The sequence below is a fragment of the Amycolatopsis sp. NPDC004747 genome (genome assembly GCF_053601335.1).
The window spans coordinates 1-21,046 of record NZ_JBSGBQ010000006.1; the positions used below are offsets into that span (position 1 = coordinate 1).

Annotated in this window: 21 protein-coding genes; 8 read left to right on the plus strand and 13 right to left on the minus strand. The window is 70.7% G+C overall.

The features are described from left to right. Positions 1 to 456: 456 nt before the first annotated feature. From ACWEGE_RS11080 to ACWEGE_RS11090, 3 genes are all read right to left on the minus strand, one after another. A complete protein-coding gene (locus ACWEGE_RS11080) occupies positions 457 to 2,223 on the minus strand; it encodes a gamma-glutamyltransferase family protein (protein ID WP_449660277.1) in 1,767 nt (588 codons plus the stop codon). A 27-nt stretch (positions 2,224 to 2,250) separates the two neighbouring features. Then, on the minus strand, positions 2,251 to 2,664 hold the full coding sequence (locus ACWEGE_RS11085; protein WP_449660278.1) for a VOC family protein: 414 nt from the start codon (positions 2,662 to 2,664) through the stop codon (positions 2,251 to 2,253). 100 nt (positions 2,665 to 2,764) lie between these two features. Further along, on the minus strand, positions 2,765 to 4,069 hold the full coding sequence (locus ACWEGE_RS11090) for a UDP-glucose dehydrogenase family protein (protein WP_449660279.1): 1,305 nt from the start codon (positions 4,067 to 4,069) through the stop codon (positions 2,765 to 2,767). Positions 4,070 to 4,213: 144 nt separating this feature from the next. Here ACWEGE_RS11090 and ACWEGE_RS11095 point away from each other — a divergent pair, with 144 nt between their 5' ends. Next, on the plus strand, positions 4,214 to 4,972 hold the full coding sequence (locus tag ACWEGE_RS11095; protein ID WP_449660280.1) for an SDR family NAD(P)-dependent oxidoreductase: 759 nt from the start codon (positions 4,214 to 4,216) through the stop codon (positions 4,970 to 4,972). Between the two features lie 42 nt (positions 4,973 to 5,014). Here the strand turns inward: ACWEGE_RS11095 and ACWEGE_RS11100 are convergent, their stop codons facing one another. The 3 genes from ACWEGE_RS11100 to ACWEGE_RS11110 all read right to left on the minus strand — a co-directional run bounded on the left by ACWEGE_RS11100 (position 5,015) and on the right by ACWEGE_RS11110 (position 8,025). Then, a complete protein-coding gene (locus ACWEGE_RS11100) occupies positions 5,015 to 5,668 on the minus strand; it encodes a class I SAM-dependent methyltransferase (protein WP_449660281.1) in 654 nt (217 codons plus the stop codon). A 6-nt stretch (positions 5,669 to 5,674) separates the two neighbouring features. Continuing rightward, the gene (locus ACWEGE_RS11105; protein WP_449660282.1) at positions 5,675 to 6,304 is read right to left on the minus strand and encodes a PadR family transcriptional regulator; all 630 of its coding nucleotides are present in this window, start codon (positions 6,302 to 6,304) and stop codon (positions 5,675 to 5,677) included. 80 nt (positions 6,305 to 6,384) lie between these two features. Then, complete coding sequence (locus ACWEGE_RS11110; RefSeq protein WP_449660283.1) at positions 6,385 to 8,025, minus strand: TM0106 family RecB-like putative nuclease; 1,641 nt, start codon at positions 8,023 to 8,025, stop codon at positions 6,385 to 6,387. A 90-nt stretch (positions 8,026 to 8,115) separates the two neighbouring features. Here ACWEGE_RS11110 and ACWEGE_RS11115 point away from each other — a divergent pair, with 90 nt between their 5' ends. After that, positions 8,116 to 8,577: a DUF6474 family protein gene (locus tag ACWEGE_RS11115; RefSeq protein ID WP_449660284.1), complete on the plus strand. Its 462-nt coding sequence runs from the start codon at positions 8,116 to 8,118 to the stop codon at positions 8,575 to 8,577. A gap of 474 nt (positions 8,578 to 9,051) precedes the next feature. Here the strand turns inward: ACWEGE_RS11115 and ACWEGE_RS11120 are convergent, their stop codons facing one another. From ACWEGE_RS11120 to ACWEGE_RS11135, 4 genes are read right to left on the minus strand one after another with little or no spacing between them, the layout of a single operon-like run. Beyond that, complete coding sequence (locus ACWEGE_RS11120) at positions 9,052 to 10,011, minus strand: glycine betaine ABC transporter substrate-binding protein (RefSeq protein ID WP_449660285.1); 960 nt, start codon at positions 10,009 to 10,011, stop codon at positions 9,052 to 9,054. Beyond that, positions 10,008 to 10,790 (minus strand): ABC transporter permease, encoded by a 783-nt coding sequence (locus ACWEGE_RS11125; protein WP_449660286.1) that lies wholly within the window; start codon positions 10,788 to 10,790, stop codon positions 10,008 to 10,010. Before ACWEGE_RS11125 ends, ACWEGE_RS11120 begins: the two co-directional genes overlap by 4 nt. Next, a complete protein-coding gene (locus ACWEGE_RS11130) occupies positions 10,787 to 11,956 on the minus strand; it encodes an ATP-binding cassette domain-containing protein (RefSeq protein WP_449660287.1) in 1,170 nt (389 codons plus the stop codon). Before ACWEGE_RS11130 ends, ACWEGE_RS11125 begins: the two co-directional genes overlap by 4 nt. Beyond that, complete coding sequence (locus ACWEGE_RS11135) at positions 11,949 to 12,596, minus strand: ABC transporter permease (RefSeq protein ID WP_449660288.1); 648 nt, start codon at positions 12,594 to 12,596, stop codon at positions 11,949 to 11,951. Before ACWEGE_RS11135 ends, ACWEGE_RS11130 begins: the two co-directional genes overlap by 8 nt. A gap of 292 nt (positions 12,597 to 12,888) precedes the next feature. Between ACWEGE_RS11135 and ACWEGE_RS11140 the strand changes: the two genes are divergently transcribed. The 4 genes from ACWEGE_RS11140 to ACWEGE_RS11155 all read left to right on the plus strand — a co-directional run bounded on the left by ACWEGE_RS11140 (position 12,889) and on the right by ACWEGE_RS11155 (position 15,802). Then, positions 12,889 to 13,389, plus strand: coding sequence for a hypothetical protein (locus ACWEGE_RS11140; RefSeq protein ID WP_449660597.1), 501 nt, complete (start codon positions 12,889 to 12,891; stop codon positions 13,387 to 13,389). Positions 13,390 to 13,466: 77 nt separating this feature from the next. Next, positions 13,467 to 14,225 carry a YcnI family copper-binding membrane protein gene (locus tag ACWEGE_RS11145; protein WP_449660289.1) on the plus strand — a complete coding sequence of 253 codons (759 nt, stop codon included), beginning with the start codon at positions 13,467 to 13,469 and terminating at the stop codon, positions 14,223 to 14,225. Next, on the plus strand, positions 14,226 to 14,774 hold the full coding sequence (locus ACWEGE_RS11150) for a copper resistance CopC family protein (RefSeq protein WP_449660290.1): 549 nt from the start codon (positions 14,226 to 14,228) through the stop codon (positions 14,772 to 14,774). Next, positions 14,774 to 15,802, plus strand: a complete 1,029-nt coding sequence (locus ACWEGE_RS11155; RefSeq protein ID WP_449660291.1) for a copper resistance D family protein — start codon at positions 14,774 to 14,776, stop codon at positions 15,800 to 15,802. The genes ACWEGE_RS11150 and ACWEGE_RS11155 overlap by 1 nt, the downstream gene beginning before the upstream one ends. Positions 15,803 to 16,012: 210 nt before the next feature. Here the strand turns inward: ACWEGE_RS11155 and ACWEGE_RS11160 are convergent, their stop codons facing one another. Both ACWEGE_RS11160 and ACWEGE_RS11165 read right to left on the minus strand, forming a co-directional pair. Beyond that, the gene (locus tag ACWEGE_RS11160; protein WP_449660598.1) at positions 16,013 to 16,900 is read right to left on the minus strand and encodes a phosphotransferase family protein; all 888 of its coding nucleotides are present in this window, start codon (positions 16,898 to 16,900) and stop codon (positions 16,013 to 16,015) included. Between the two features lie 22 nt (positions 16,901 to 16,922). Further along, positions 16,923 to 18,308 carry a helix-turn-helix transcriptional regulator gene (locus tag ACWEGE_RS11165; protein WP_033261021.1) on the minus strand — a complete coding sequence of 462 codons (1,386 nt, stop codon included), beginning with the start codon at positions 18,306 to 18,308 and terminating at the stop codon, positions 16,923 to 16,925. Positions 18,309 to 18,627: 319 nt separating this feature from the next. Between ACWEGE_RS11165 and ACWEGE_RS11170 the strand changes: the two genes are divergently transcribed. Both ACWEGE_RS11170 and ACWEGE_RS11175 read left to right on the plus strand, forming a co-directional pair. Further along, entirely contained in the window at positions 18,628 to 18,966 is a 339-nt protein-coding gene (locus tag ACWEGE_RS11170) for a hypothetical protein (protein WP_103342174.1), read from the plus strand. A 12-nt stretch (positions 18,967 to 18,978) separates the two neighbouring features. Then, on the plus strand, positions 18,979 to 19,395 hold the full coding sequence (locus ACWEGE_RS11175; protein ID WP_449660292.1) for a hypothetical protein: 417 nt from the start codon (positions 18,979 to 18,981) through the stop codon (positions 19,393 to 19,395). Between the two features lie 381 nt (positions 19,396 to 19,776). Here ACWEGE_RS11175 and ACWEGE_RS11180 read toward each other — a convergent pair whose 3' ends face one another. Beyond that, positions 19,777 to 21,036: an MFS transporter gene (locus ACWEGE_RS11180; RefSeq protein WP_449660293.1), complete on the minus strand. Its 1,260-nt coding sequence runs from the start codon at positions 21,034 to 21,036 to the stop codon at positions 19,777 to 19,779. Positions 21,037 to 21,046: the final 10 nt, after the last annotated feature.

A 21,046-nucleotide genomic window follows, 5' to 3' on the forward strand; every position in this document is an offset into this window, starting at 1 on the left:
CAAAGCCCTACGCCACACCGCCCGCAACACCACCCGAGCCCTCACCCTGCTCGGAATACCCACCTGACCAGCACAACGACTTTGCCGGAACCCTGACCCTCTCCGGGGGGCGTCCCCAGTCCAGCGTATCGGGAGTGGGCGGCGCAAAGGGGTGATGCTGCGAATCTGTGGACAAGCGGAGTGGTTGTGGACAACTCGGCTGTTTCGGCGGTGAGGGTGTTGACAACCGATCTTCGCCGATTACCCGGCCGTCGTTGAGGCTGCCGAGGCGGGCATCGCTCGGCTCGTCCGATCCCTGTACCCGGCCGCCGGGTGGATTCGCGAGCTTTGGTCGAGTGACAGCAATCCGCTCGACGAGGAACGGCTGCTGCACGGGGATCTCGCCGGGTTCGCCGAGCACGCCCTCGGTGTGCGGACCTTGCTCGCCGAGGGCGGGGGCTGGGCCTCGCTGATGCGCTAACGGCCCGCCGCGTAGCCCTGCATGCCGCGGGCGTTGGCCGCCGCTCGGAGCAGGCCGCCGGACCGGGAGACCGCGGAGAGGCGGCCCAATGCCCAGTCCCCGGCGTCCACCAGTGCGTGGCCGCGGGCTCGTAGTGCGTCCAATGTGGACTTCCCCAGCCGGGATTCCACCACCAGCTCGCGCGGGTTCCACGAGCGCGGGTAGAACGAGCTCGGGAACGCCGTCGTGTGCCAGGCCGGCGAATCGATCGACTCCTGGAGGTTCAGCCCGCCGTAGACGTGGGCCAGCCAGAAGCACAGCTGCCACTGGTCCTGCTGGTCGCCGCCCGGGGTGCCGAAAGCCAGTGTCGGGACGCCGTCGCGCAGGGCCAGTGACGGCGACAGCGTGATGCGCGGGCGCTTGCGCGGGGCCAGGGAGTTCGGCAGGCCCTGCTCCAGCCAGAACATCTGGCCGCGGGAATCCAGGCAGAACCCCAGCGACGGGATCGTCGGGCTCGACTGCAGCCAGCCGCCCGACGGGGTCAACGAGACCAGGTTGCCCGCCGCGTCGACGACGTCGAGGTGGACCGTGTCGCCGCGGGTCTGGCCCTGGGGACCGACCGTCGGCTCGCCCGTGGCACCGCCGGCCGCCTCGATGCCCTGCAACGAGTCCAGGATCGCCGGGAGGCGGGCCGGGCCGCGCGCGGCTCCCGGGCGCAGCTCAGCCGAAGCGGATTCACCGATCAGGGCACGCCGGGCATCGGTGTAGGACGGCGAAAGCAGCACGTCCAGGGGCACATCGGTGTCGCCGTACCAGGCCTCGCGGTCCGCGAAAGCCAGCTTCGCCGCCTCGGTCGCCAGGTGCACCGTGCGCTCCGACGGCACTCCATCCACATAGGACAGTTCGTCGCGGAAGCCGTGCAGGAGCAGCGCCTGCTGCAGCAACGCCGGGCCCTGCGTCCAGCCGCCCATCTTGACCAGGCGCCAGTCGCCGACGTCCACGGACGCCGGCTCCTCGTACGACGCCGACCACGACGCCAGGTCTTCGCCGGTCAGCAGGCCCGCGTGGTCGCGGCCCGAGTCGTCGCGGAACGCCGTCCGGCAGAACGACTCGATCTCTTCCGCGAGAAAGCCCTGCGACCAGGCCCGACGTGCCGCGTCGAGCTGCGCCTCACGACCGGTGACGGACTCCGCCTCCCGCAGCAGCCGCTCCCAGGTGTCCGCCAGCGCCGGGTTCCGGTGCAGGCCGGACGCCGGCTTGCCGTCCGGCAGCCACAGCGCCGCCGACGTCGGCCAGTGCTCGGCGAACAGGCGGGACACCGCCCCGATCGTGTCGCCGACCCGCGACACCAGCGGGACGCCGCCCCGCGCGTAGCCGATCGCGTACGACAGCACCTCGCGAAGCGGCTTCGTGCCGTAGTCGCGAAGCAGCAGGAGCCACGCGTCCCACGCGCCCGGGACGGTCGCCGGGAGCAGGCCGCTGCCCGGGATCAGGTCCAGCCCCAGCGACGCGAAGTGCTCGGGCGTCGCCCCCGCGGGCGACGGGCCTTGGCCGGCCAGTGCCCGCGGGGTCGGGTCGTCCGCCGTCACGAAGAGGCCGGGCACCTGGCCCGCCGGGCCGCACAGGTGCGGCTCGGCGACCTGGAGGACGAAGCCGGCGGCGACCGCCGCGTCGAACGCGTTGCCGCCGTCTTCCAGCACCGCCATCCCGGTGGCCGAGGCCAGCCAGTGCGTCGATGCCACCATCCCGAAGGTGCCGGTCAGCTCCGGCCTCGTCGTGAACATGCCTCGATAGTACGCAACGCTAACGAATTACCAAGCCGTCGGACGACGTCGCTCCGGCTCGTACGGCTGCGTGATGATTTCCATCCCGTTGCCGCCGGGATCGAGGAAGTAGACGCCACGGCCGCCGTGGTTGTGGTTGATTTCGCCGACCTGCTTCCCCATCGGATCGGCGTGGTAGGTCACGCCGGTTTCGACGAGCCGCGCGAAGACGGCGTCGAAGTCTTCCTCCGGGATCAGGAAGCAGTAGTGCTGCAGGCGCAGGTCCTCTTCGGGGACGCTCGCGAAGTCCAGCCGGACGCCGTTGCGGGTCTCGACGGGGATGAACGGGCCCCATTCCTCCCCGACTTCGAGGCCGAGCAGGTTCGCCAGGAATTCGGCGGATTCCCGGTTGTTCCGGGACGGGACGATCAGATGGTTCAGTTCAACGGAAACGGATACCACGGTTGAAATGCCTCCAGGGCACTCCCGCCACCTCCATGTCTCACCCAGCCGGTGACCGACACGCGATGCCGTGCCGATCACCCTAGCCAAGAAGACGCGGTCAGGAAACCTTGATCCGCGCCGCCGCCCGCGGCCGCCCCACCCCCTGCCAGGACAGCCCGGCGTCCACGATCACCCGCGGGTCGAGCAGGTTGCGCGTGTCGACGACGTCGATGCCGTCCATGAGCTCGGCCATCGCGGCCCAGTCCAGGTGCTTGAACTCGGCCCACTCGGTCAGCACGACGACCACGTCCGCGTCCTTCGCGACCTGGTAGGCGTCGTCGACGACGGTCATCCCGGCGATCTCGCCGTCGATCGCCGGGTCGTAGGCGATCAGCTCGGCGCCCAATGCGCACAGCACCGACGAGACGGCGAGCGCAGGCGAGTCGCGCAGGTCGTTGGTGCCGGCCTTGAACGCCAGGCCCAGCACGCCGATCCGGGCGCCGGCCAGTGTCCCGCCGACCGCGCCGGCGATCTTCGCGACGATCCGGTCGCGCTGGGCGAGGTTCTCGTCGATGGCCGAGGTCAGCATCGTGAAGTCGTAGTTCACCGACTCGGCCACCTTGACCAGCGCGCTGGTGTCCTTCGGCAGGCAGGAGCCACCCCAGCCGGGGCCGGGCTTGAGGAACGTCCGCCCGATCCGGCGGTCGTACCCCATTCCCTCGGTGACGAGGTCGATGTCGGCGCCGAGGCGTTCGCACAGCTCGGCGATCGAGTTGACGTAGGACAGCTTCAGCGCGAGGTAGCAGTTCGCGGCGTACTTGACCAGTTCGGCGCTGGCCGCGTCGGCGACGACGACCGGCGCGTCGAGCTCGGCGTACAGCTCGCCGACCCAGCGCGCGGCGGCGAGGTCGGCCGAACCGACGACGATCCGGTCCGGGCCCAGGAAGTCCGCGACCGCGGTGCCCTCGCGGAGGAACTCGGGGTTCGACACCACCGGGACGTCGGTGCGGCCGACCAGCTCCTGGATGCGCTTCGAGGTGCCGACCGGCACGGTCGACTTGGTGACCAGCGCGCAGCCGGGCAGCAGGACGTCGCCGATCTCGGCGGTCACCGCCTCGACCGCGCGCAGGTCGGCGGAGCCACCGGCACCCATCGGCGTCGGCACGCAGAGGAACACCGCCTGGGCGTCGCGGACGGCCTCCCGCGCGCCGACGACGAACCGGAGGCGCCCGGCTGCGAGACCGCGGTTCACCAGGTGGTCGAGCCCGGGTTCGAGGATGTCGACGCGGCCGGCGGCCAGCCGGGACACCTTTGCGCGGTCGACGTCCACGCAGGTGACGAAATGCCCGAGACTGGCGAGGCAGGCCCCCGTGGTCAAGCCGACGTATCCGGTTCCTACCACCACGATGCGAGCTGGCGTCATGGTGCTGAAGGTGACAGCCGGAGTTGACCACCGCGCTAACGGAACCGGTCGGGCCCGGGAGCGGTGAGCGAAGACACGAACGCCGTCCATGCGAACGAGCGTTAACCTGTCTCCGCGAACGTGAAGACGAAGGGAACCGCAAAGATGCAGATCACCGACACCGCGGCGCTCGTCACCGGGGGCGCGTCCGGCCTCGGCGGCGCGACGGCGAAGGCCCTCGCGGCCAAGGGCGCGCGGGTGTTCGCGCTGGACCTGGCCTCGTCCATCGAGAAGGCCGAGCAGGTCGACGGGATCACCTACGTCGAGGCCGACGTCACCGACGTCGAGCAGGTCGAGGCGGCCGTCGCGACCGCGGCCGGCTCCGGCGTGCCGCTGCGGACCGTGGTGAACTGCGCCGGCATCGGGCCGTCCGCGCGGATCCTGTCCAAGAAGGGCCGCCACGACCTGGCGCTGTACGCGAAGGTCATCCAGATCAACCTCGTCGGCACCTTCAACGTGCTGACCGTCGCGTCCGAGGCGATCGCCAAGACCGAGCCGCTCGAGGACGACGCCCGCGGCGTCATCATCAACACCGCGTCGATCGCCGCGTTCGACGGCCAGATCGGGCAGGTCGCCTACTCGTCGTCCAAGGGCGGCGTCGTCGGCATGACCCTCCCCGCGGCCCGCGACCTGGCCTCGCACGGCATCCGCGTGCTGACCATCGCGCCCGGCATCGTCGACACCCCGATGCTCGCCACGGTCAGCGACGAGTTCCGCGCGTCGCTCGCCGCCGGCGTGCCGTTCCCGAAGCGCCTCGCGCGGCCGGACGAGTACGCGCAGCTCGCGCTGTCGCTGATCGACCACGACTACCTGAACGGCGAGGTCGTCCGGATGGACGGCTCGCTCCGGATGGCCCCACGCTGATGCCGTCCCGCCGGGGCACTTCCCGTGCCCCGGCGGGCTTGCTCAGCGGGTGAGGCGGATCTCCAGGCCGATGCCGTCCGTCGTCACCGAGCAGCCGCCGAACGCGCTTTCCGCGGCCAGCGCCTCGAACTGCTCGCGGGTGAACGCCCGGCGCCGCAGCCACGCGAGTGTCTGCCGGACGGTGAACCCGGCGACCGCGCCGACGTTCATCGAGTCGACTTCGCGGCTGATGTCCGCGGCGGTGGCCTCGTGGTTGAGGTCGTGGATCACCGCGAACCCGCCCGGGCGCAGCACGCGGTGCATCTCGTTCAGCGCCGTCACCGGCTGCCGGAAGTTCTTGAACGCGGCCTGGCAGACGAGGAAGTCGAACGACTCGTCCGCGAACGGCGCGTGCGTGATGTCGCCTTGGCGGAAGTCGATGTCCAGGCCCGCGCCGTTTTCCCGGGCGATTTCCACCATCGTGTGGCTGATGTCGAGCCCGGTGACGCGGTAGCCGCGCTTCGCCAGCTCCACGGCGAAGAAGCCGGGCCCGGGCGCCACCTCCAGGATTTCGGCGCCTTCGGGCAGCCCCGCCGTGATCTCGGCCGCCTGCCGGCGGTACTGCGCGAGCTGCGCTTCCGTGCCCCGGTTCTTCGCGTACCAGCGGGCCTGGAAGCCCTCCATCTCGGGCACCCGGTGCTTGCGGGTCGTCTCCATCGGTTCCTACCTCTCCACGAACTCCCCCAGGTCGTCCGGGAATTCGCCGGTTTCGTGGTATCGGCGCCACGCCTCGATGCCGGGCAGCGCGCCGGTGGTCAGTTCTTCGAGGAAGCCGCGCACCCAGCGCCCCTCGGCCTCCGTCATCGCGAGGTCGTACTCGACCTCCACCAGGAACAGCCGCGGCATCAGCGGCCGCAGCTGTTCCAGCGCCGCCCGCTGTGCTCCGGCGTGCTCCTCGAGCCGGGCGAGCCGCTCCCGCAGCCGGCCGATCGACTGGTCCGGACCCAGGACGCCGATCATCGACAGCCCGGCCTTGAACCGCGGCGGTTCCCGGTCGACCGTGCCCACGAGCTCGCGGACCCAGTCCTCGAACTCCGCCCGGCCGGCCGGGGTGATCCGGTAGACGGTCCGTTCGGGCCGCCCGCCGTCCTTGACGCTCTCGACGGCCTCCAGGAAGCCGTGTTTCTCCAGGTTCGCGACGACCGTGTAGAGCGAGCCCCACTTGATCGGCATGTCGGCGTCCTTGCCGCGTTCCTTCAGCACGGCCGCCATTTCGTACGGGTGCATCGCGCGTTCCAGCGCGACGGACAGCACGGCGAGGCCGAGCATGCTGCCGACCTTCCGCTTCTTCACGCGACTCCTCGTTCACGAGTACTCGCAGACGAGTATACGCAAGACGTGTCAGTAATCAAGTGTCTTAGTCGGTGAACTACTCAGAGATCGAACATGTACGGCACTTCGGCCTGCGCCCGGGCGTCGATCCACTCTCGCAACGCCCTGGTGGCGAGGACGTCGTCCTCGTTGTAGCGCAGGAGCCGTTCGCGCTGGTCGTCGTCCGGCTTCTCGCCGTCCATGCCGACGGCGTCGCGGTACCAGCGCATCGACGCCTCGCCGCCCGCCTCGGGGTCGCGCCACGAGAAGCCGGCCACCGGCGCGATCACCTTCAGGCCCTTGCCGTGGGAGCACAGGAACTGGTCGGTGACGCTGCGGAAGAGGTCCACCCACTGCTCGGAATCCACAAAGGACTGGACGGCCTTTTTCGACGGGACACCGGGGTGGTCGCCGAAGCGCTCGACCGAGCCGAAGAGCCAGCGGTTCTCGGCCAGCGCGTTGTAGCAGTAGGCGCGGAAGGTGAGACCGGCCGCTTCGGTGCGCTCGCGGACGTCGGTGAGCCAAGCCCAGAACTCGGCGAAGGACCGGGCCTCGTCGTCGGTGGGCAGCGGGTCCCAGGTCGCGAAGGCGCGGTAGCCCTGCGGGACACCGATGTCGGCGCCGCTGAGCAGGCAGCCCCAGAGGTACGCGCCGGCGTCGCCGAAGCTCTCCATGTCGACGTCGACCTCGACGTCGGCGCGCGGCACCTCGACCCGGCCGACGCGGCGCACCAGCGTCAGGTCGGCCAGCCAGGCGCGGGCGAGCACGACGGCGTCCGGGAAGGTGACGCCGGTCCAGTTCACCTCCGGCGATTCGCCCGCCGGGTCGAGCGCGGCCAGCTTGTCCACAGTGGACACACCGGCCCGGCGCAGCTCGACGGCGTCCTCGCCGCGCACGACGAGGCTGACGTCACGGGTTTCGGTGAGCACGACCTCGCACGTCGGCCACCACGGGCAGCGACGGCACTCGAGCACGCGCGACGGCTCGGCGAGTGGCTCCTCGCCGTTCGCCGCGGCGGTGGCGATGGCCAGCCGGTCGGCGAACCGGGCCTGGTATTCGGTGAGCGCGTTGCGGCCGCCCGGCCAGGTGCCCGCGGTGAGGTCGTGCCAGACGACGACGTCGGCGTCGAGGCCGATGACGCCGCCGAGGGTGAGGCTCTCGTCGGCCTGCCCGAGCGTCTGCAGCATGCGGCGGATGTGCACGAGCCGGAGCTGGTCGCGCGGCTGCGAGCGGACCTTGCGGCCCTCGTCGGCCGCGCGGTGCGCCGGGTCGAGGTCGGTCAGCTCGGTGACGACCGCGCCGGTGCCGCGGTCGGTGATCCGGTGCCGCACGACGAGCACCGGGACGTAGCCGCGACCGGTGCGGACGAGCAGGTCGATGCCGCCCCGCCGGTGCCCGGCCGCGTCGACCGGCAGCAGCGCACCCCAGATGTAGCGCGCCCCGTCGGCGAAGGCCTGCAGCGTCTGCTCGACGCGCTCCTGGGCGGGCAGGTCGCGCCCGACCTTCACCCAGTGGTCGTCGTTGGCGGCCATCAGCCGGGCGACGATGTCCTCGCGGTGGGCGGTGGCGTCGGCGATCCGCTGCTGCGCGGTGGGGTCGGGCGGGGAGAGCGGTACCTCGCGCATGGCGGGATCGTGTTCGAGGTGCACCCGCCGACGGCAGCGGCTGACCGCGCCCGCGTCGAGTACCACCTCGGTGTTCATGGAGATCACTCTAGATTCCCACCGCCGAGCCGACATGCCCGCCACCCAGGCGACCAGTAAGTTCGACCTCGACACGTCGCAGGAGGTGCCATGGCGCGCAAGGCCAAGGTCGAGGGTGAAGCCAGGTTCACCCCTAAGAGGGCGAAGAACGCGGTCGCGGTGGCGAAGGTGCTCGGCCCGGCGGTGATCCCGGTGGTGGCGCCGCTGGCGGTGCGCGCGGCAGGCGCGGCCCGGGAGGCGTACGACCGCTACCAGGCGCGCAAGCTGGGGGTTTCGGTCGACAAGCTGGGCGAGTACACCGGCCGGGGCGCGGCCCTGCACGCCCGGATCGCGGGGGTGGCCGAGGGCTGCCAGGACCTGCGGAAGTCGGAGAAGGCTTCGGACGCGGACCGGGAGTTCGCGGCGGGCGCGCTGGGGACACTGGAGCAGCTGTCGGCTTCGGTGCGGGCGGCGGAGCGGATGCCGGCGGCGCGGCGGAAGTCGGTGCACCGGGCGGTGGCGGGCGAGCTGGAACGGCTCGAGGGTCAGCTGCTGAACCGGCTCGGCCTCTGACGGCTGCTTCGAGCACCTGCTCCGGCGCTCGGGTCGTGGCCTCGAGTTGGAGCGGCTGCAGAGCCGGCTGCCTTCAGCCGGCCTGACCGGCACTCCCACCCAGACCTCCCCGCCCACCCCGATACGAAGCCGAAACACGGACGGTGGTGCCGGGTCAAGGCACGCTTTGCCGCCTTGACGCGGTACCACCGTCCGTCGTCACGATCGGGCTACGGGGTAGAAGTTTTGATCGGCGCTTTGCGCGGCGGGCCTGCATTTTGGCCGACGAGCTGGAACGGCTCGAGGGTCAGCTGCTGAACCGGCTCGGCCTCTGACCGGCAGCCCCCGCCCTGTCCCCGGGGGGCGTCCCCTGGTCCATTCTATCGGCGGCAGGGGGCAAAAACGGGTGCCGCGGAAATCTGTGGACAACTCCGCGCCTGTGGATGGCTGATTTGACAACCGGCCGGGCGGCGTGCTTGCCGCCCGGCCGGTCGGCTACTGGATGAAGCCCTTCTTGACCATCCAGTCGTGGGCCACCTTGCCCGCGTCCTGGCCGTCGACGTCGACCTGCTTGCAGAGCTCGACCATCTGCTCGTTGTCGATCGCCGCGCTGATCTTCTCCAGCGGTCCGCGGACCTCCGGGTGCTGCTTCAGCCACTCGGTGCGCAGCGTTGCCACCGCGTTGTACTGGGGGAACGCCTTCTTGTCGTCCTCCAGCACCCGCAGGTTGAGCCCCGAAATGCGACCGTCGGTCGTGAAGACCTCGCCCACCGGGCAGGTTCCGCTCGCCACCGCCGAATAGATCGTGCCGATGCCGAAGTTCTTCACCGTCGGGTTCTGGAAGCCGTACGCCTTCACCGCTGCCGGGAAGCCGTCCTGGCGGCTGGTGAACTCCGTCTCCAGGCAGAACACCGCCTGGTCCGGCTTCTGCTTGATGAACGCCGCCAGGTCGGACGTCGTCTTCAGGTTGTTCTGCGCGCCGTACGCCTCCGTCACCGCGAACGCGTACTGGTCGTTCAGCGGCGAATAGTTGAGCCACGTGACGCCGAACTTCTCCTCGTCCGCCTTGGCCGTCGCCTCGTACTGGGCCTTCTCGCCTCCGGGCACCGGGAGCTCGTTGCCCTGGTAGTTGATCCAGCCCGTGCCCGTGTACTCCCAGGTCACGTCCGTCTGGCCGGACAGCAGCGCCTGGCGCGAGGAGTTCGACCCCTTGATGTCCGACAGGTCGACGACGTCCGCGCCCGCGGCCGTCAGGGCCATCTCCGCCATGTACGCCAGGATGATGTTCTCGGTGAAGTCCTTCGACCCCACCGTCACCTTCACCCCCTGCAGCGCGGGGATCGGCTGGATCGAGCCGGGCTTGATGTCGTACGGCACCGCCTGGTTGACCGTCAGCCCGCAGGACGACAGCGTCACCCCCAGCAGCGCCACGACGGCCAGTCGCCGGAGTTTCATCGCAGCCCCTTCGGTCCGAAGTACTGTTCGGCGACCGCGCCCAGCCAGTCCACCAGCAGCGCCAGCGCGACGGCCAGCACCGAGCCGGTCACCAGCACCGAGGTCAGGTTCAGCTTGTAGCCGGTGTCGATGAGCAGCCCGAAGCCACCGGCGTTGACGAACATGCCGAACGTCGCCGTGCCCACCGCCAGCACCAGCGACGTGCGCAGGCCGGCCAGGATGAGCGGGACGGCCAGCGGGAGCTCGACGCGCCAGAGCACCGCGCCCGCCGACATCCCGATGCCGCGGCCCGCGTCGATCAGGGCCGGGTCGACCTGCTGGATGCCGACCATCGTGTTCCGCAGCACCGGCAGCAGCGAGTAGAACGCCAGCGGCAGCGCCGCCACCCAGATCCCGCCGGTCGCGCCGGTGACGATGAACCACAGCACCAGCACACCCAGCGCGGGCGCCGCCTGGCCGATGTTCGCGACGGCCAGGAAGACCGGGGCCAGGAAGCGCGCCCACGGCCGGGTCACGATCACCCCGAGCGGCACCGCGACCAGCACGACGATCGCGGTCACCACGAGCGTCATCAGCACGTGGTCCCACAACGCCGTGAGCAAGGTGGTCGCGTTGAGCGTCTCCTTCTCCGTCGCGTTCAGGCCGCTGGAGAACACCGCGACCAGCGTCACCGCGACGATCACCAGCACCGCGACCGGCTGGGCGAACAGCCGGACGCGTTCCGCGCGTTTCGAGCCGGACTCGGTGCTGAAGCCGGTGTCGACGGCGGCCGTCGTCATGCCGGCACCTCTTCTTCACCGTTGGTGTGTTCCTCGCGCAGCTGCTGGATGGTCGCGACCACGGTGTCCAGCTGGATGGTGCCCGCGTACTCGCCGCGCGCGCCGGTCACCGGCACCGACCCGCCCTCGGCGAGCATCGCCTCGAGCGCGTCCTGCAGCGTCGACTGCAGGCTGACGACGTCCCGCAGCGGCTTGCCGAGGTTGGTCAGCGACGTCGCCGACGTGAGCTCGCGGACGTGCACCCACCGCGTCGGACGGCGGCGCGCGTCCAGCACGAGCGCGAAGTGCTTGCGCGAAGCCTGGAGCTTCTCCCGGACCGAGGCCGGGGTTTCGTCGACGGTCACGGTGAGCGCGTCCTGCTGGAGTTCGACGTCGCGGACGCGCAGCAGCGTCAGCTGCTTCAGGGACGCGCCCGCGCCCACGAAACCGGCGACCGTGTCGTCCGCCGGGTTCGCCAGGATCGCTTCGGGGGTGTCGTACTGCAGGATCGACGACTGGTTGCCGAGCACCGCGATCTTGTCGCCCAGCTTGACGGCCTCGTCGAAGTCGTGGGTGACGAACACGATCGTCTTCTTCAGCTCGCTCTGCAGGCGCAGCAGCTCGTCCTGCAGGTTGCCGCGGGTGATCGGGTCGACCGCGCCGAACGGCTCGTCCATCAGCAGCACCGGCGGGTCCGCGGCGAGCGCCCTGGCCACGCCGACGCGCTGCTGCTGCCCGCCCGAAAGCTGGCGCGGGAAGCGGTCCCGGAAGTCGGCCGGGTCGAGCCCGACCAGGTCCATCATCTCCTCGACCCGGTCGTTGACCTTCTTCTTGTCCCAGCCGAGCAGGCCCGGCACCACCGCGATGTTCTGCGCGACGGTGAAGTGCGGGAACAGCCCGGCCTGCTGGATGGCGTAGCCGATCCGGCGGCGCAGCGTGTCGACTTCGAGCTTGAGCGCGTCCTCGCCGCCGATGGTGATCTTGCCCGACGTCGGCTGGACGAGGCGGTTGATCATCCGCATGGTCGTGGTCTTGCCGCAGCCGGACGGGCCGACGAAGACGACGATCTTGCCCGCGGGCACGACCATCGAGAAGTCGTCGACGGCCGCTTCGCGGGTGCCGGGGTACCGCTTGGTGACGTGCTCCAGCTCGATCTCGACGCCGGAGACTTCCTCGTTCTCAGCCACGGACACCCCTAGAAACGGTGAAGCGCTTGATCAGGACGTAGACGCCGTCGAGCAGCAGGGCGAGGATGACCACCCCGACCGTGCCGGTGACGGCTTGGTTGAGGGAGTTCGTGCTCCCCGCGTTCGTGAGCCCGGAGAAGACCTCGGCACCGAAGCCGGGCCCCTTCGCGTAGGCGGCGATCACCGCGATGCCCATCAGCATCTGGGTCGCGACCCGCATGCCGGTGAGGATCGCCGGCCAGGCCAGCCGCAGCTCGACCCGGGTGAGCACGCCGAAGCGGCTCATCCCGATGCCGCGGGCGGCGTCGGTGATCGCCGGGTCGACGCCGTCGAGCCCGACGATGGTGTTGCGGACGATCGGCAGCAGGCCGTAGAGCACCAGCGCGATCACGGCGGTCGTCGGACCGAGCCCCGAGATGGGGATCAGCAGGCCCAGGAGGGCGAACGACGGGACCGTCAGGATCGTGCTCGCCAGCGCCGTGGCCACCGCCGAGCCGATCGGGCTGCGGTACACCGCGACCCCGATCAGCACGCCGAGGACCGCGGCGATGATCGTGCACTGCACCACCATGCTGGTGTGCAGGTAGGCCTCCAGCCAGAGCTTGCTCGCCCGGTCGGAGATGTAGTCGAAGAGGTTCATCCGTGTCGCTCTCCCGCCCTTCGCGCCGGCCCTTCACCCGAACGGGCTAGTTCCTGACCGACGGCTCAGTACCCACGACACAGCCGGCCCAAACCCCCGTGTTCGGCCCACCGTGGCCCAGCTCGCGGAGATCGGCAACAGATTCCCTGAACCGCGGCGCCGCGCCGGCCGTGAACTCGGTGTGTGCTCACTTCACGGGATCACACGCTCACGGCGAAGCAGCTCCCTTAGGCTGCTCTTCATGAGCGATCCGGCACGGCGCCCCGCCGTGCTCGGAGCTACCCGCGGAGTGTTGCTCGCCGTGAGCTCGGGAGCACTTTCCGTCACCGCGCACCGGTTCGCCGACGGCGGTGTGCCGGATCCGGCGATGACCGTCCTGCTCGCCGGCCTGTTCGGCTGGACCGCGGCCGCGCTCGCCCGCAAGGCGCGCGGGCCGGTCGCCACCGTCGCCCTGCTCGGCGCCGCCCAGCTGGTGATGCACCTGCTGCTCACCACGCTCGCCGGCCACCGCGCGCACGAAATGGCCGCGACGCCCAGCCGCGCCGGGCTCGGCATGACCGTCGCGCACGCCGTCGCGACCCTGCTCACCGCCCTGCTGCTCGCCCGCGCGGACGCGATGCTGCTCACCGTGCTGGCCGTGCTGCGGGCGATCCTGCCGCGGCTGCTCACCCCGCTGCCGGTGCCGTCCGCGGCGCCCGCGCTCGTCCCGGCCCGCGTGGCCGGGCCGGACCACCTCGTCGGCGTCGACCTGCGCCGGATCCGCGGGCGGCGCGGCCCGCCCGCTCACTCCTGAACCCCAGCTCAGCCCCGAAAACGGCCGGTCACCGAACCGAGCCGTCCCCTTTGCTTGAGTTCATCAGGAGTGAACCCATGTCCCAGCACGTCTTCAAGCGCGCCGGTTTCCTCGCCGCCACCGTCGGTGTCGCCGGCCTCCTCGGCACCGGTGTGGCCGCCGCCCACGTCACGGCCAACGTCTACGGCCCGCAGCCCACGAAGGGCGGTTACGCGGCGATCGTCTTCCGCGTGCCGAGCGAGGAGAAGGACCCCGTCACCACCACGAAGGTCGCCGTCGACTTCAAGGCGGACTACGGCATCGGCTCGGTGCGCACCAAGCCGGTCCCCGGCTGGACCGCCGAGGTGACGAAGTCGAAGCTGCCCGCCCCGATCACCAAGGACAACGGCACGCAGATCACCGAAGCCGTCACCGCGGTGACCTGGACCGCGCAGCCGGGCAGCGAGCTCAAGGCCACCGACTACCAGGAGTTCTCGGTCTCCTTCGGCCCGCTGCCGACCAACGTGGACCAGGTGGAGTTCCCGGCGCACCAGACCTACAGCGACGGCAAGGTCGTCGACTGGAACCAGCCGACCCCGGCGAACGGCGAAGAGCCGGAGCACCCGGCCCCGGCCGTGAAGCTGGCCGCCAAGTCCGAGGGCGACGCGCACGGGATGGCCGCGAACACCGCGGCCACCACCGGGGAGCACACTGAAGCCGCGGCGTCGTCGTCCGACAGCACGGCCCGCTGGCTCGGCGGGGCCGGCCTGCTCGTCGGCGCCATCGGTCTCGGTGTCGGGGCCGGCGCGACCATCCGGGCCCGCAAGGCCACGGCCAAGCCGGGAGGCAACAGCTAAATGCGTAAGGCGCTCGTCGCGCTGGCGTTGACCGGGGTGGCCGTGCTCGGCACGGCCACCCCGGCGCTGGCGCACAACGTGCTGATCTCCTCGGACCCGGCGAACGGCTCGTCCGTCGCCACCGGCCCGGCGAAGCTCAGCCTGACGTTCGACCAGTACGTGCAGGGCGCGGACGTCAACCAGATCGCGGTGACCGGACCCGGCGGCGGCCAGTGGGCCGAGGGGCCGATCACCGTGGTGAACAACGTCATCAGCGCGCCGCTGCGGCCGCTCGGGCCGGCCGGGAAGTACACCGTCGGCTACCGCGTGCTGTCCGCGGACGGGCACCCGGTGACCGGTGAGCTCAGCTTCACCCTGACGACCGCGGGCACCGGCACGCCAGCGACCGTCGACGCGGCCAGGTCGCCGGGCGGCTCCGCCGAGGCGGCCCCGCAGTCGTCGTCGACGGGCGTGCCGATCTGGGTCTGGATCGCCGGTGCGGTCGTGCTGCTGGCGATCGGGCTGACCGTGGCCCTGCGCTCCGGCGGCAAGATCGAAGAGAAGAACTGATGACCCAGGCCGAGACCACCGCGAAACCCCGCTATTCGACGCTGCTCTGCGTCGTGACGGCGGGCCTGCTCGGCGCCCTGATCGGCGTCGCGCTCCTCTCCACCGCCCCGGTACCCGGGGTGGTCGAGCCCAGCGCGGTGGTCTCGGCCGGGATCCCGGTCGTCCGGGTCCTGCTCGACCTCGCCGCGGTCACCACCATCGGGCTCGCGCTGCTTTCCGTGCTGGTCGGTTACGACCGGCCGAAGCTCACCGAGCCGATCATGCGGTTGGCCCGCCCGGCCGGCGTCGCGGCCGCGCTCGTCTGGGCCACCGCCGCGGTCGTCGCGCTGATCCTGCAGACCGCGGAGTTCAAGCCGGGCTCGTCGACGCTCTCGCCGTCCGACCTCGGCCGGTACATCGCCGACGTCGGCGCCGGGAAGGCGCTCGTCATCGTGGCCGTGCTCGCCCTCGTGCACGCCGGGATCGGCGCGCTGGCGCTGCGCTTCGGCGAGAAGGTGCCCGCCGAGGTCCGCGTCGGGCTCGGCCTGTTCGCGCTGCTGCCGCTGCCGGTCACCGGGCACGCGTCGAACTGGAACTACCACGACTACACGATGATCTCGATGGAGCTGCACGTGATGAGCGCCGTCGCCTGGACCGGCGGCCTCGGCGCGATGACCGTGCTCCTCGTGGCGAACCGGACGCTGCTGGCGCACGCGCTGCCGCGGTTCTCGAAGCTCGCGACGCTCTGCCTGGCCATCTCGGCCGCGACCGGGCTGTTCAACGGCCTGGTGGAGATCTCGCTCAACCCGACCATCGGGTTCTGGGCGGCGATCTTCACGACGCCGTACGGGCAGCTGCTCGTCCTGAAGCTCGTGTGCACCGGCGTCATCGCGCTGCTGGGCGCGAACGTCCGCTGGCGCCTGATGCCGCGGATCATCCGGCACGACCGGACGGCGCTCGCCGGCTGGGCGACGCTCGAGCTGACCGTGATGGGCCTGGCGTTCGGGTTCGCCGTCGTGCTGACGCGGGCGCCCGTCGTCGCCTCCTGATCGTCGTCGCCGCAGGTAGGAGCAGGTGGAAGTCACCGCGAGTAGCTGCAAGTTGCGCATTGGGATGATCCGGCATCCATTGGGGGTGACCGGTCGGGCAGAACTTTCTACCCAGAGCGGACCGCCTTTTGGATGCGACGAACGGTCATTTGCAGTCGGCGAATGCACGTGCAGAATGTGCTTTCGATCACACCAAGTGACAGATGACGGTCAGCGGTAACGCGTCCAGCGTGCGTCCGTCCGGCCGTTCCGAAGATCGTCCAGACGGCGGAAGAGCTCGGGCCGCACCTGCGGACGGCTCCGCAGGATGGGCAGCACGCTCGTCGTGAGCTTCAGCTCCCGGATGCCGCGGAGCACGGCGAAGCCGGACCACGACGTCACGTCGAAGCCGTACGCCGCGGCAAAGGTCCGGTACGCCACCTGCGGGTCGCCGAACCGCTCGCGGCCGACCGCCAGCGGCGTCAGGTCCCACTCCGGCGGGCCGACGCACGAGGAATCGAAGTCGCAGAGCACCGGGCCGTCCGGGCCCGGGATGACGTTGCCGGGGTACGCGTCGCCGTGGACCAGGCCACGGGGCAGCGGGAACTCCAGCGCGCCGAGCTGGGCTTCGAGTTCGGCGCAGCGCTCGAGCAGGAACTCCCGGTCGGCGTCGCCGAGCTCTTCGGCGTCGGACACCCGGGCCCGCACCGCGGCGAACGGTGCCCACTCGGCGAGGCCGGGTGGTGCGGGCAGCGCGTGCACCTGGCGCAGCAGCCGGGCCAGGTCGACGGACGTCGCCGGCCGGCCGATGCTCGGCACCTGGTGCCACACGGTCACCAGGTGCCCGCCCACCTCCAGCGGCTGCTCGACGTCGCCGAAGAGCCGGATCGCGGGCACGCCGTGGTGCTCGAAGTGCCGGGCCACGCGCACGACCGTGCCGACCCGGTGCCGCAGCCGCGTCGAGCCGACGATCCGGATCACGAACGGGGCCTTGACCAGCGCGTACACCGCGTTGTTGGTGAACCGCAGCAGCCGCGCGCCGGCCGGGTCGAAGCCCAGCAGCGCGCAGGTCGCGGTCAGGACGTCACGGAGCTTTTCCGCGGTGAACCGGCCGTCCAAAACCGCGCCGGCGCCTTCGGCGTCAGGCGGCGTAGAAAGCGTGGAGGCGGTCGGCGAGGTCACGGGCGTCGGCGTTGTTGCGGCGGCGCTCGGCCTCTTCCTGCAGGGGCCGCATGCGGTCCTTGACCCGCTCGGACTTGATGCCCTCGGCGCAGTCGATGGCCTTGCCACCGACCTTGGCGCCGTGGTCGAGGTCGCCGTCCAGCAGGTGGTTGGTGGCGAGCGCGCTCAGCATGAACGTCTTGGAGCGGGCCATTTCGTCGTCGTAGGACTCGACGGCCTTGGTCAGCGCGGGGATCGCGTACTTCGTGTGCTCGGCGTTCTTCTGCGCGAGCACCGTGTGGACGGTGCCGACCATGGCGTAGACGTCGGTCTCGGTGAAGAACTTGACCCACGACTCGGCTTCGGCCAGGTTGGCGCGCTCGAACTCGTCCTTGCTCCGGCCGAGCAGCTTCACGGCCTGCTCTTCGTTGCCCATCATCGCGTAGGCCCAGGCCTCGTTCGCGCACAGCACGGAGACGGCCAGCTCGGAACCGCTTTCCTGAGCCGCGATCTGGCCCAGCTGGAACAGCTTCAGCGCGTCGTTCGGGGCGTCCTGGTGCAGGTAGACGCGGCCCATGCGGTAGAGCACGTTGGCCACCAGCGGGTGGTTTTCGCCCTGCTTGGCCAGGTCCAGCGCGTTCGCGAAGTGGCCGCGGGCGGAGTCCATCAGGCCGGTGTCGAAGGAGGTCCAGCCGGCCAGCGAGTGGAGGTCGGCGAGCGCCACGTACAGCCGGTTCTTGACGATCTCGGTGCCGTGCGCCTCGAGCATCTGCTGCCCCCAGGACAGCTGCGCCACCACGGCGTCGCGGCAGAACCCGCCGCCGTACTGGTAGTCGAGCGCCCGCAGGGCCCGCGTCGCGGCTTCCACCTGGCGGACGTCGGTCATGCCGATGCGCCCGGGCGCCGGCGTCCTGGCCGGCCCGGCCGACCAGGTGCCCGATTCCGGACCGAACACTGCCGCACCCATCGTGACCTGGGCAGCGTGCGCGAGGAACCTCCGTCGCTTCACGGACTCGTCCTCCTCAGCCTGCTGGCCGTCGGCGGAGCCGACGACCCGTATCGCCGTGGCCTCGTCGTAGGCGAGGCCCATGTACCCACGGGGGACGCCCAGGCCATCGGCGATCCTCGTGAGCACGTCGTAGGCCATGACCTGGCGACCCTTGAGGATCTCCGACACCTCGGACTGGGATTGGCCGGTCATCGCGGCGATCTGGCGCTGCGAGACACCGTGCTTGCGCAGGAGCCGGTACACGGCGCTGATCTCGCGAGACGCGAGAGCCGATCTCATCTCCGGCTGCTCCCACGCGTCAGCGGGAACTGCGTGGCTCTGCCGGGCTTCGGCACTGCCACCGTTACTGGCGTCCATCGCGCCCCCTCCACTGTCCGGTCGGGCGTCTGTGAAACAGCGTAGGCAAACCTGGGGAACCGTGTGAACAGCCGAACTGGTGCCCTGATCGGTCCGGGCGAAGTCCGCTGACCGCTTACCGTGGAACCGAGTCCAGTCACCGCTATGACGCCGATTCCACCTTCTATCGCACTCGGTTTCACCTCACTGTAGTTGTCAGATCTCCGTCACCGGCCGCACACCGGTAGCGATCACGGAGAGCTACGAAAACCGCAGCGTCGTACCAAGTGCGATGTTGCAAACGGCATCTTCGGACACTTTCGACAGAGCGGAGAAGGGCGTGGAGTTCGTGGACTCGTTCGCAGGGGGACATGCCGGCACGGCCACCCGCGCCGTGCGGCCGGCGACGGTCCCTCCCGTCTCCGCCGTCCGCCCCGTCACCCCCGCCGCCGCGGTGGACCCCCGCACCGCGAGCGTCCGCCACTACGAGGGCGGTCAGCTGGTGTGGCGCGTGCAGTGCGGCGACCTCATCAGCCGCGAGCGGGCGGTGACGGTGTTCGTCGAGGACAACCAGGTGGTACTGGTCTCGCCTCCCGGTGAGACCGCGCGGCTGACGTCCGGCCAGCTCGGACAGCTGCGCGCCGCGCTCAACGAAGCCGCCAAGATGGCGGAAAGGTAACGGTGAGCTGACATGGATCAGGTACTCGGGCAGGTCCTCCGCAACGCGGTCTGGGAGCGCCTCGACATGCTGACCGACCTGGCGAACCGCGCCGACGCCCAGTCGCTCGTCTCGGTCGCGCGCTCCGAACTGCCCCGGTTGACCGAGGCGTGGCGCGCAATGCTGAAGATGCACGAGCCGGACGAGCGCGGCGACTGCCCGACCTGCTCGACCCGGTGGCACCGCTGCAAGGCGCCGTGCTCGGTCTGGCAGGTCGCGCACGAACACCTGGTGGCCGGCGGCTTGGCCCCGCAGCAACAGTCCGCAGCCGACAGCCGGCTGCAGGGCCGCCGCAAGAGCCCCGTCCCGACCCACCCCGCGCCGCCGACGGCGGCCGAGACCACCGGTCGCCACGCGCTCGTGAATCCGCGCCGAGCGGTCACGGCCTGACCCCCTGGACAGGCGAGCCGCGGCCGGCCGATCGCCCCATCGGACCCGCGTCTGCACTCGCCCCGGCCGAGGACTGTTTCGCCCGCACCCCCGAGCAGCGCGAACCAGTCCTCGGCCAACACCCGGTCCCCACCGCGATTAATCGAAAAAAATACGCGTTAGGCCTAGCCCACGCGGTAATCCCCCGCTAGATTGATCAACACACGCAGCAGTGATCATGTAGGTGATCGCGCTCGTGACCCGCCCTGAGCGGCCCTCGAATTCCGCGGGCCGGTGCCGTTGCACTCCCCTCCCCCGACCGGCACCGGCCCGCGGTTCCAAACCCGCACAACACAGTGAAGGCCGCACTCCCCGAGTGCGGCCTTCACTGTCGTAGTCGGCTTAGCGGACTGCCTTCACGCGCAACACCAGCACCGCGGCCAGGAGCGTCGCGACGGCGGAAGCCGCGAACAGCCCGGGGTAGCCGCCGACGTGGGCCAGCAGCAGCGGCGTCAGCAGCGGAGCGACCACCTGGGGCAGCGAGTTCGCGATGTTGATGATGCCGAAGTCCTTGGCCCGGTTCTGCGCCGCGGGGAGCACCTGCGTCAGCATCGCCAGCGCGACCGCCATGTACGCCCCGAAACCGACGCCGAGCAGCGGGGACGCGGCGAGCGCGACCGGCCAGCTCTGCCAGCCGACCAGCAGCAGGGCGGCCAGTGCCATCACCGCGGAGGCCGCCAGGACGTAGGGCTTGCGCCGTCCGGACTTGTCGGAGAAGTGCCCGGCGAGCGCCGCGCCGGCGACCAACGCGACGCCGTACAGCGCCATCATGATCAGCAGCCCGGTCTCCGGATCCGGGTAGTGCACCGCGTCCTGGAGGAAGAACAACAGGTAGAGCGTGCCGAACGCGTTGCCGAGGTTGATCATGAAGTGGCAGCTCCAGGCCCACGCGAAGTCGGGGTGCTTCCGGGGCGAAACCCAGAAGTCCCGGAGCACCTGGCGCAGCACCCACGGCGGGCGGAACTCGACCGGCAACCGTGCGTCAGGCGTCCGGAGAACGAAGAGCACCGCGCCGATCAGCACGATCCCGGCACAGACCGCGTAGGCCAACGGCAACCCGGCGATGCCGAGCACGATGACGACCACGACCGCGCCCAGGACCGTCCCGAGCATCTGCGCGATGCCGACCAGGCCGCCGACCACGGCCAGCTGCTTCACCGGAACGCGGTCGGGCAAGGCGGCCATGAGCGCGGCGAGCATTCCGTTGAGGCCCCCCTGCACGAGGCACCAGCCGACGATCATCACGGCGACCGTCGGGGCCAGGGCCAGCACGACCAGCCCGACGGCGGCGACGACCGCCCCGGCCACGGTCCACGGGTGCCGCCGGCCGAACCGGGAGCAGGTGCGGTCGGACAGCAGCCCGATCGCCGGGTTGGCGACCAGCGCCACCGCCGCGCCGAAGCCCATCACCAGCCCGAGAACGGCTTCCTTGTTCGCCGCGTCGAGCAGCTCGGCCTGCTTCGGCAGCAGCACCTGGATCGGCGCGTAGACGCCCAGCCACAGCGCGATGTTCGCGAAGAAGAGCAGGCTCATCCAGCCGGGCCGCACCCGCACGGTGGGTTCGGCGAGCGCTTCCGGGAGCGCCGGGGTCGATTCACTCATGCGCCGACCT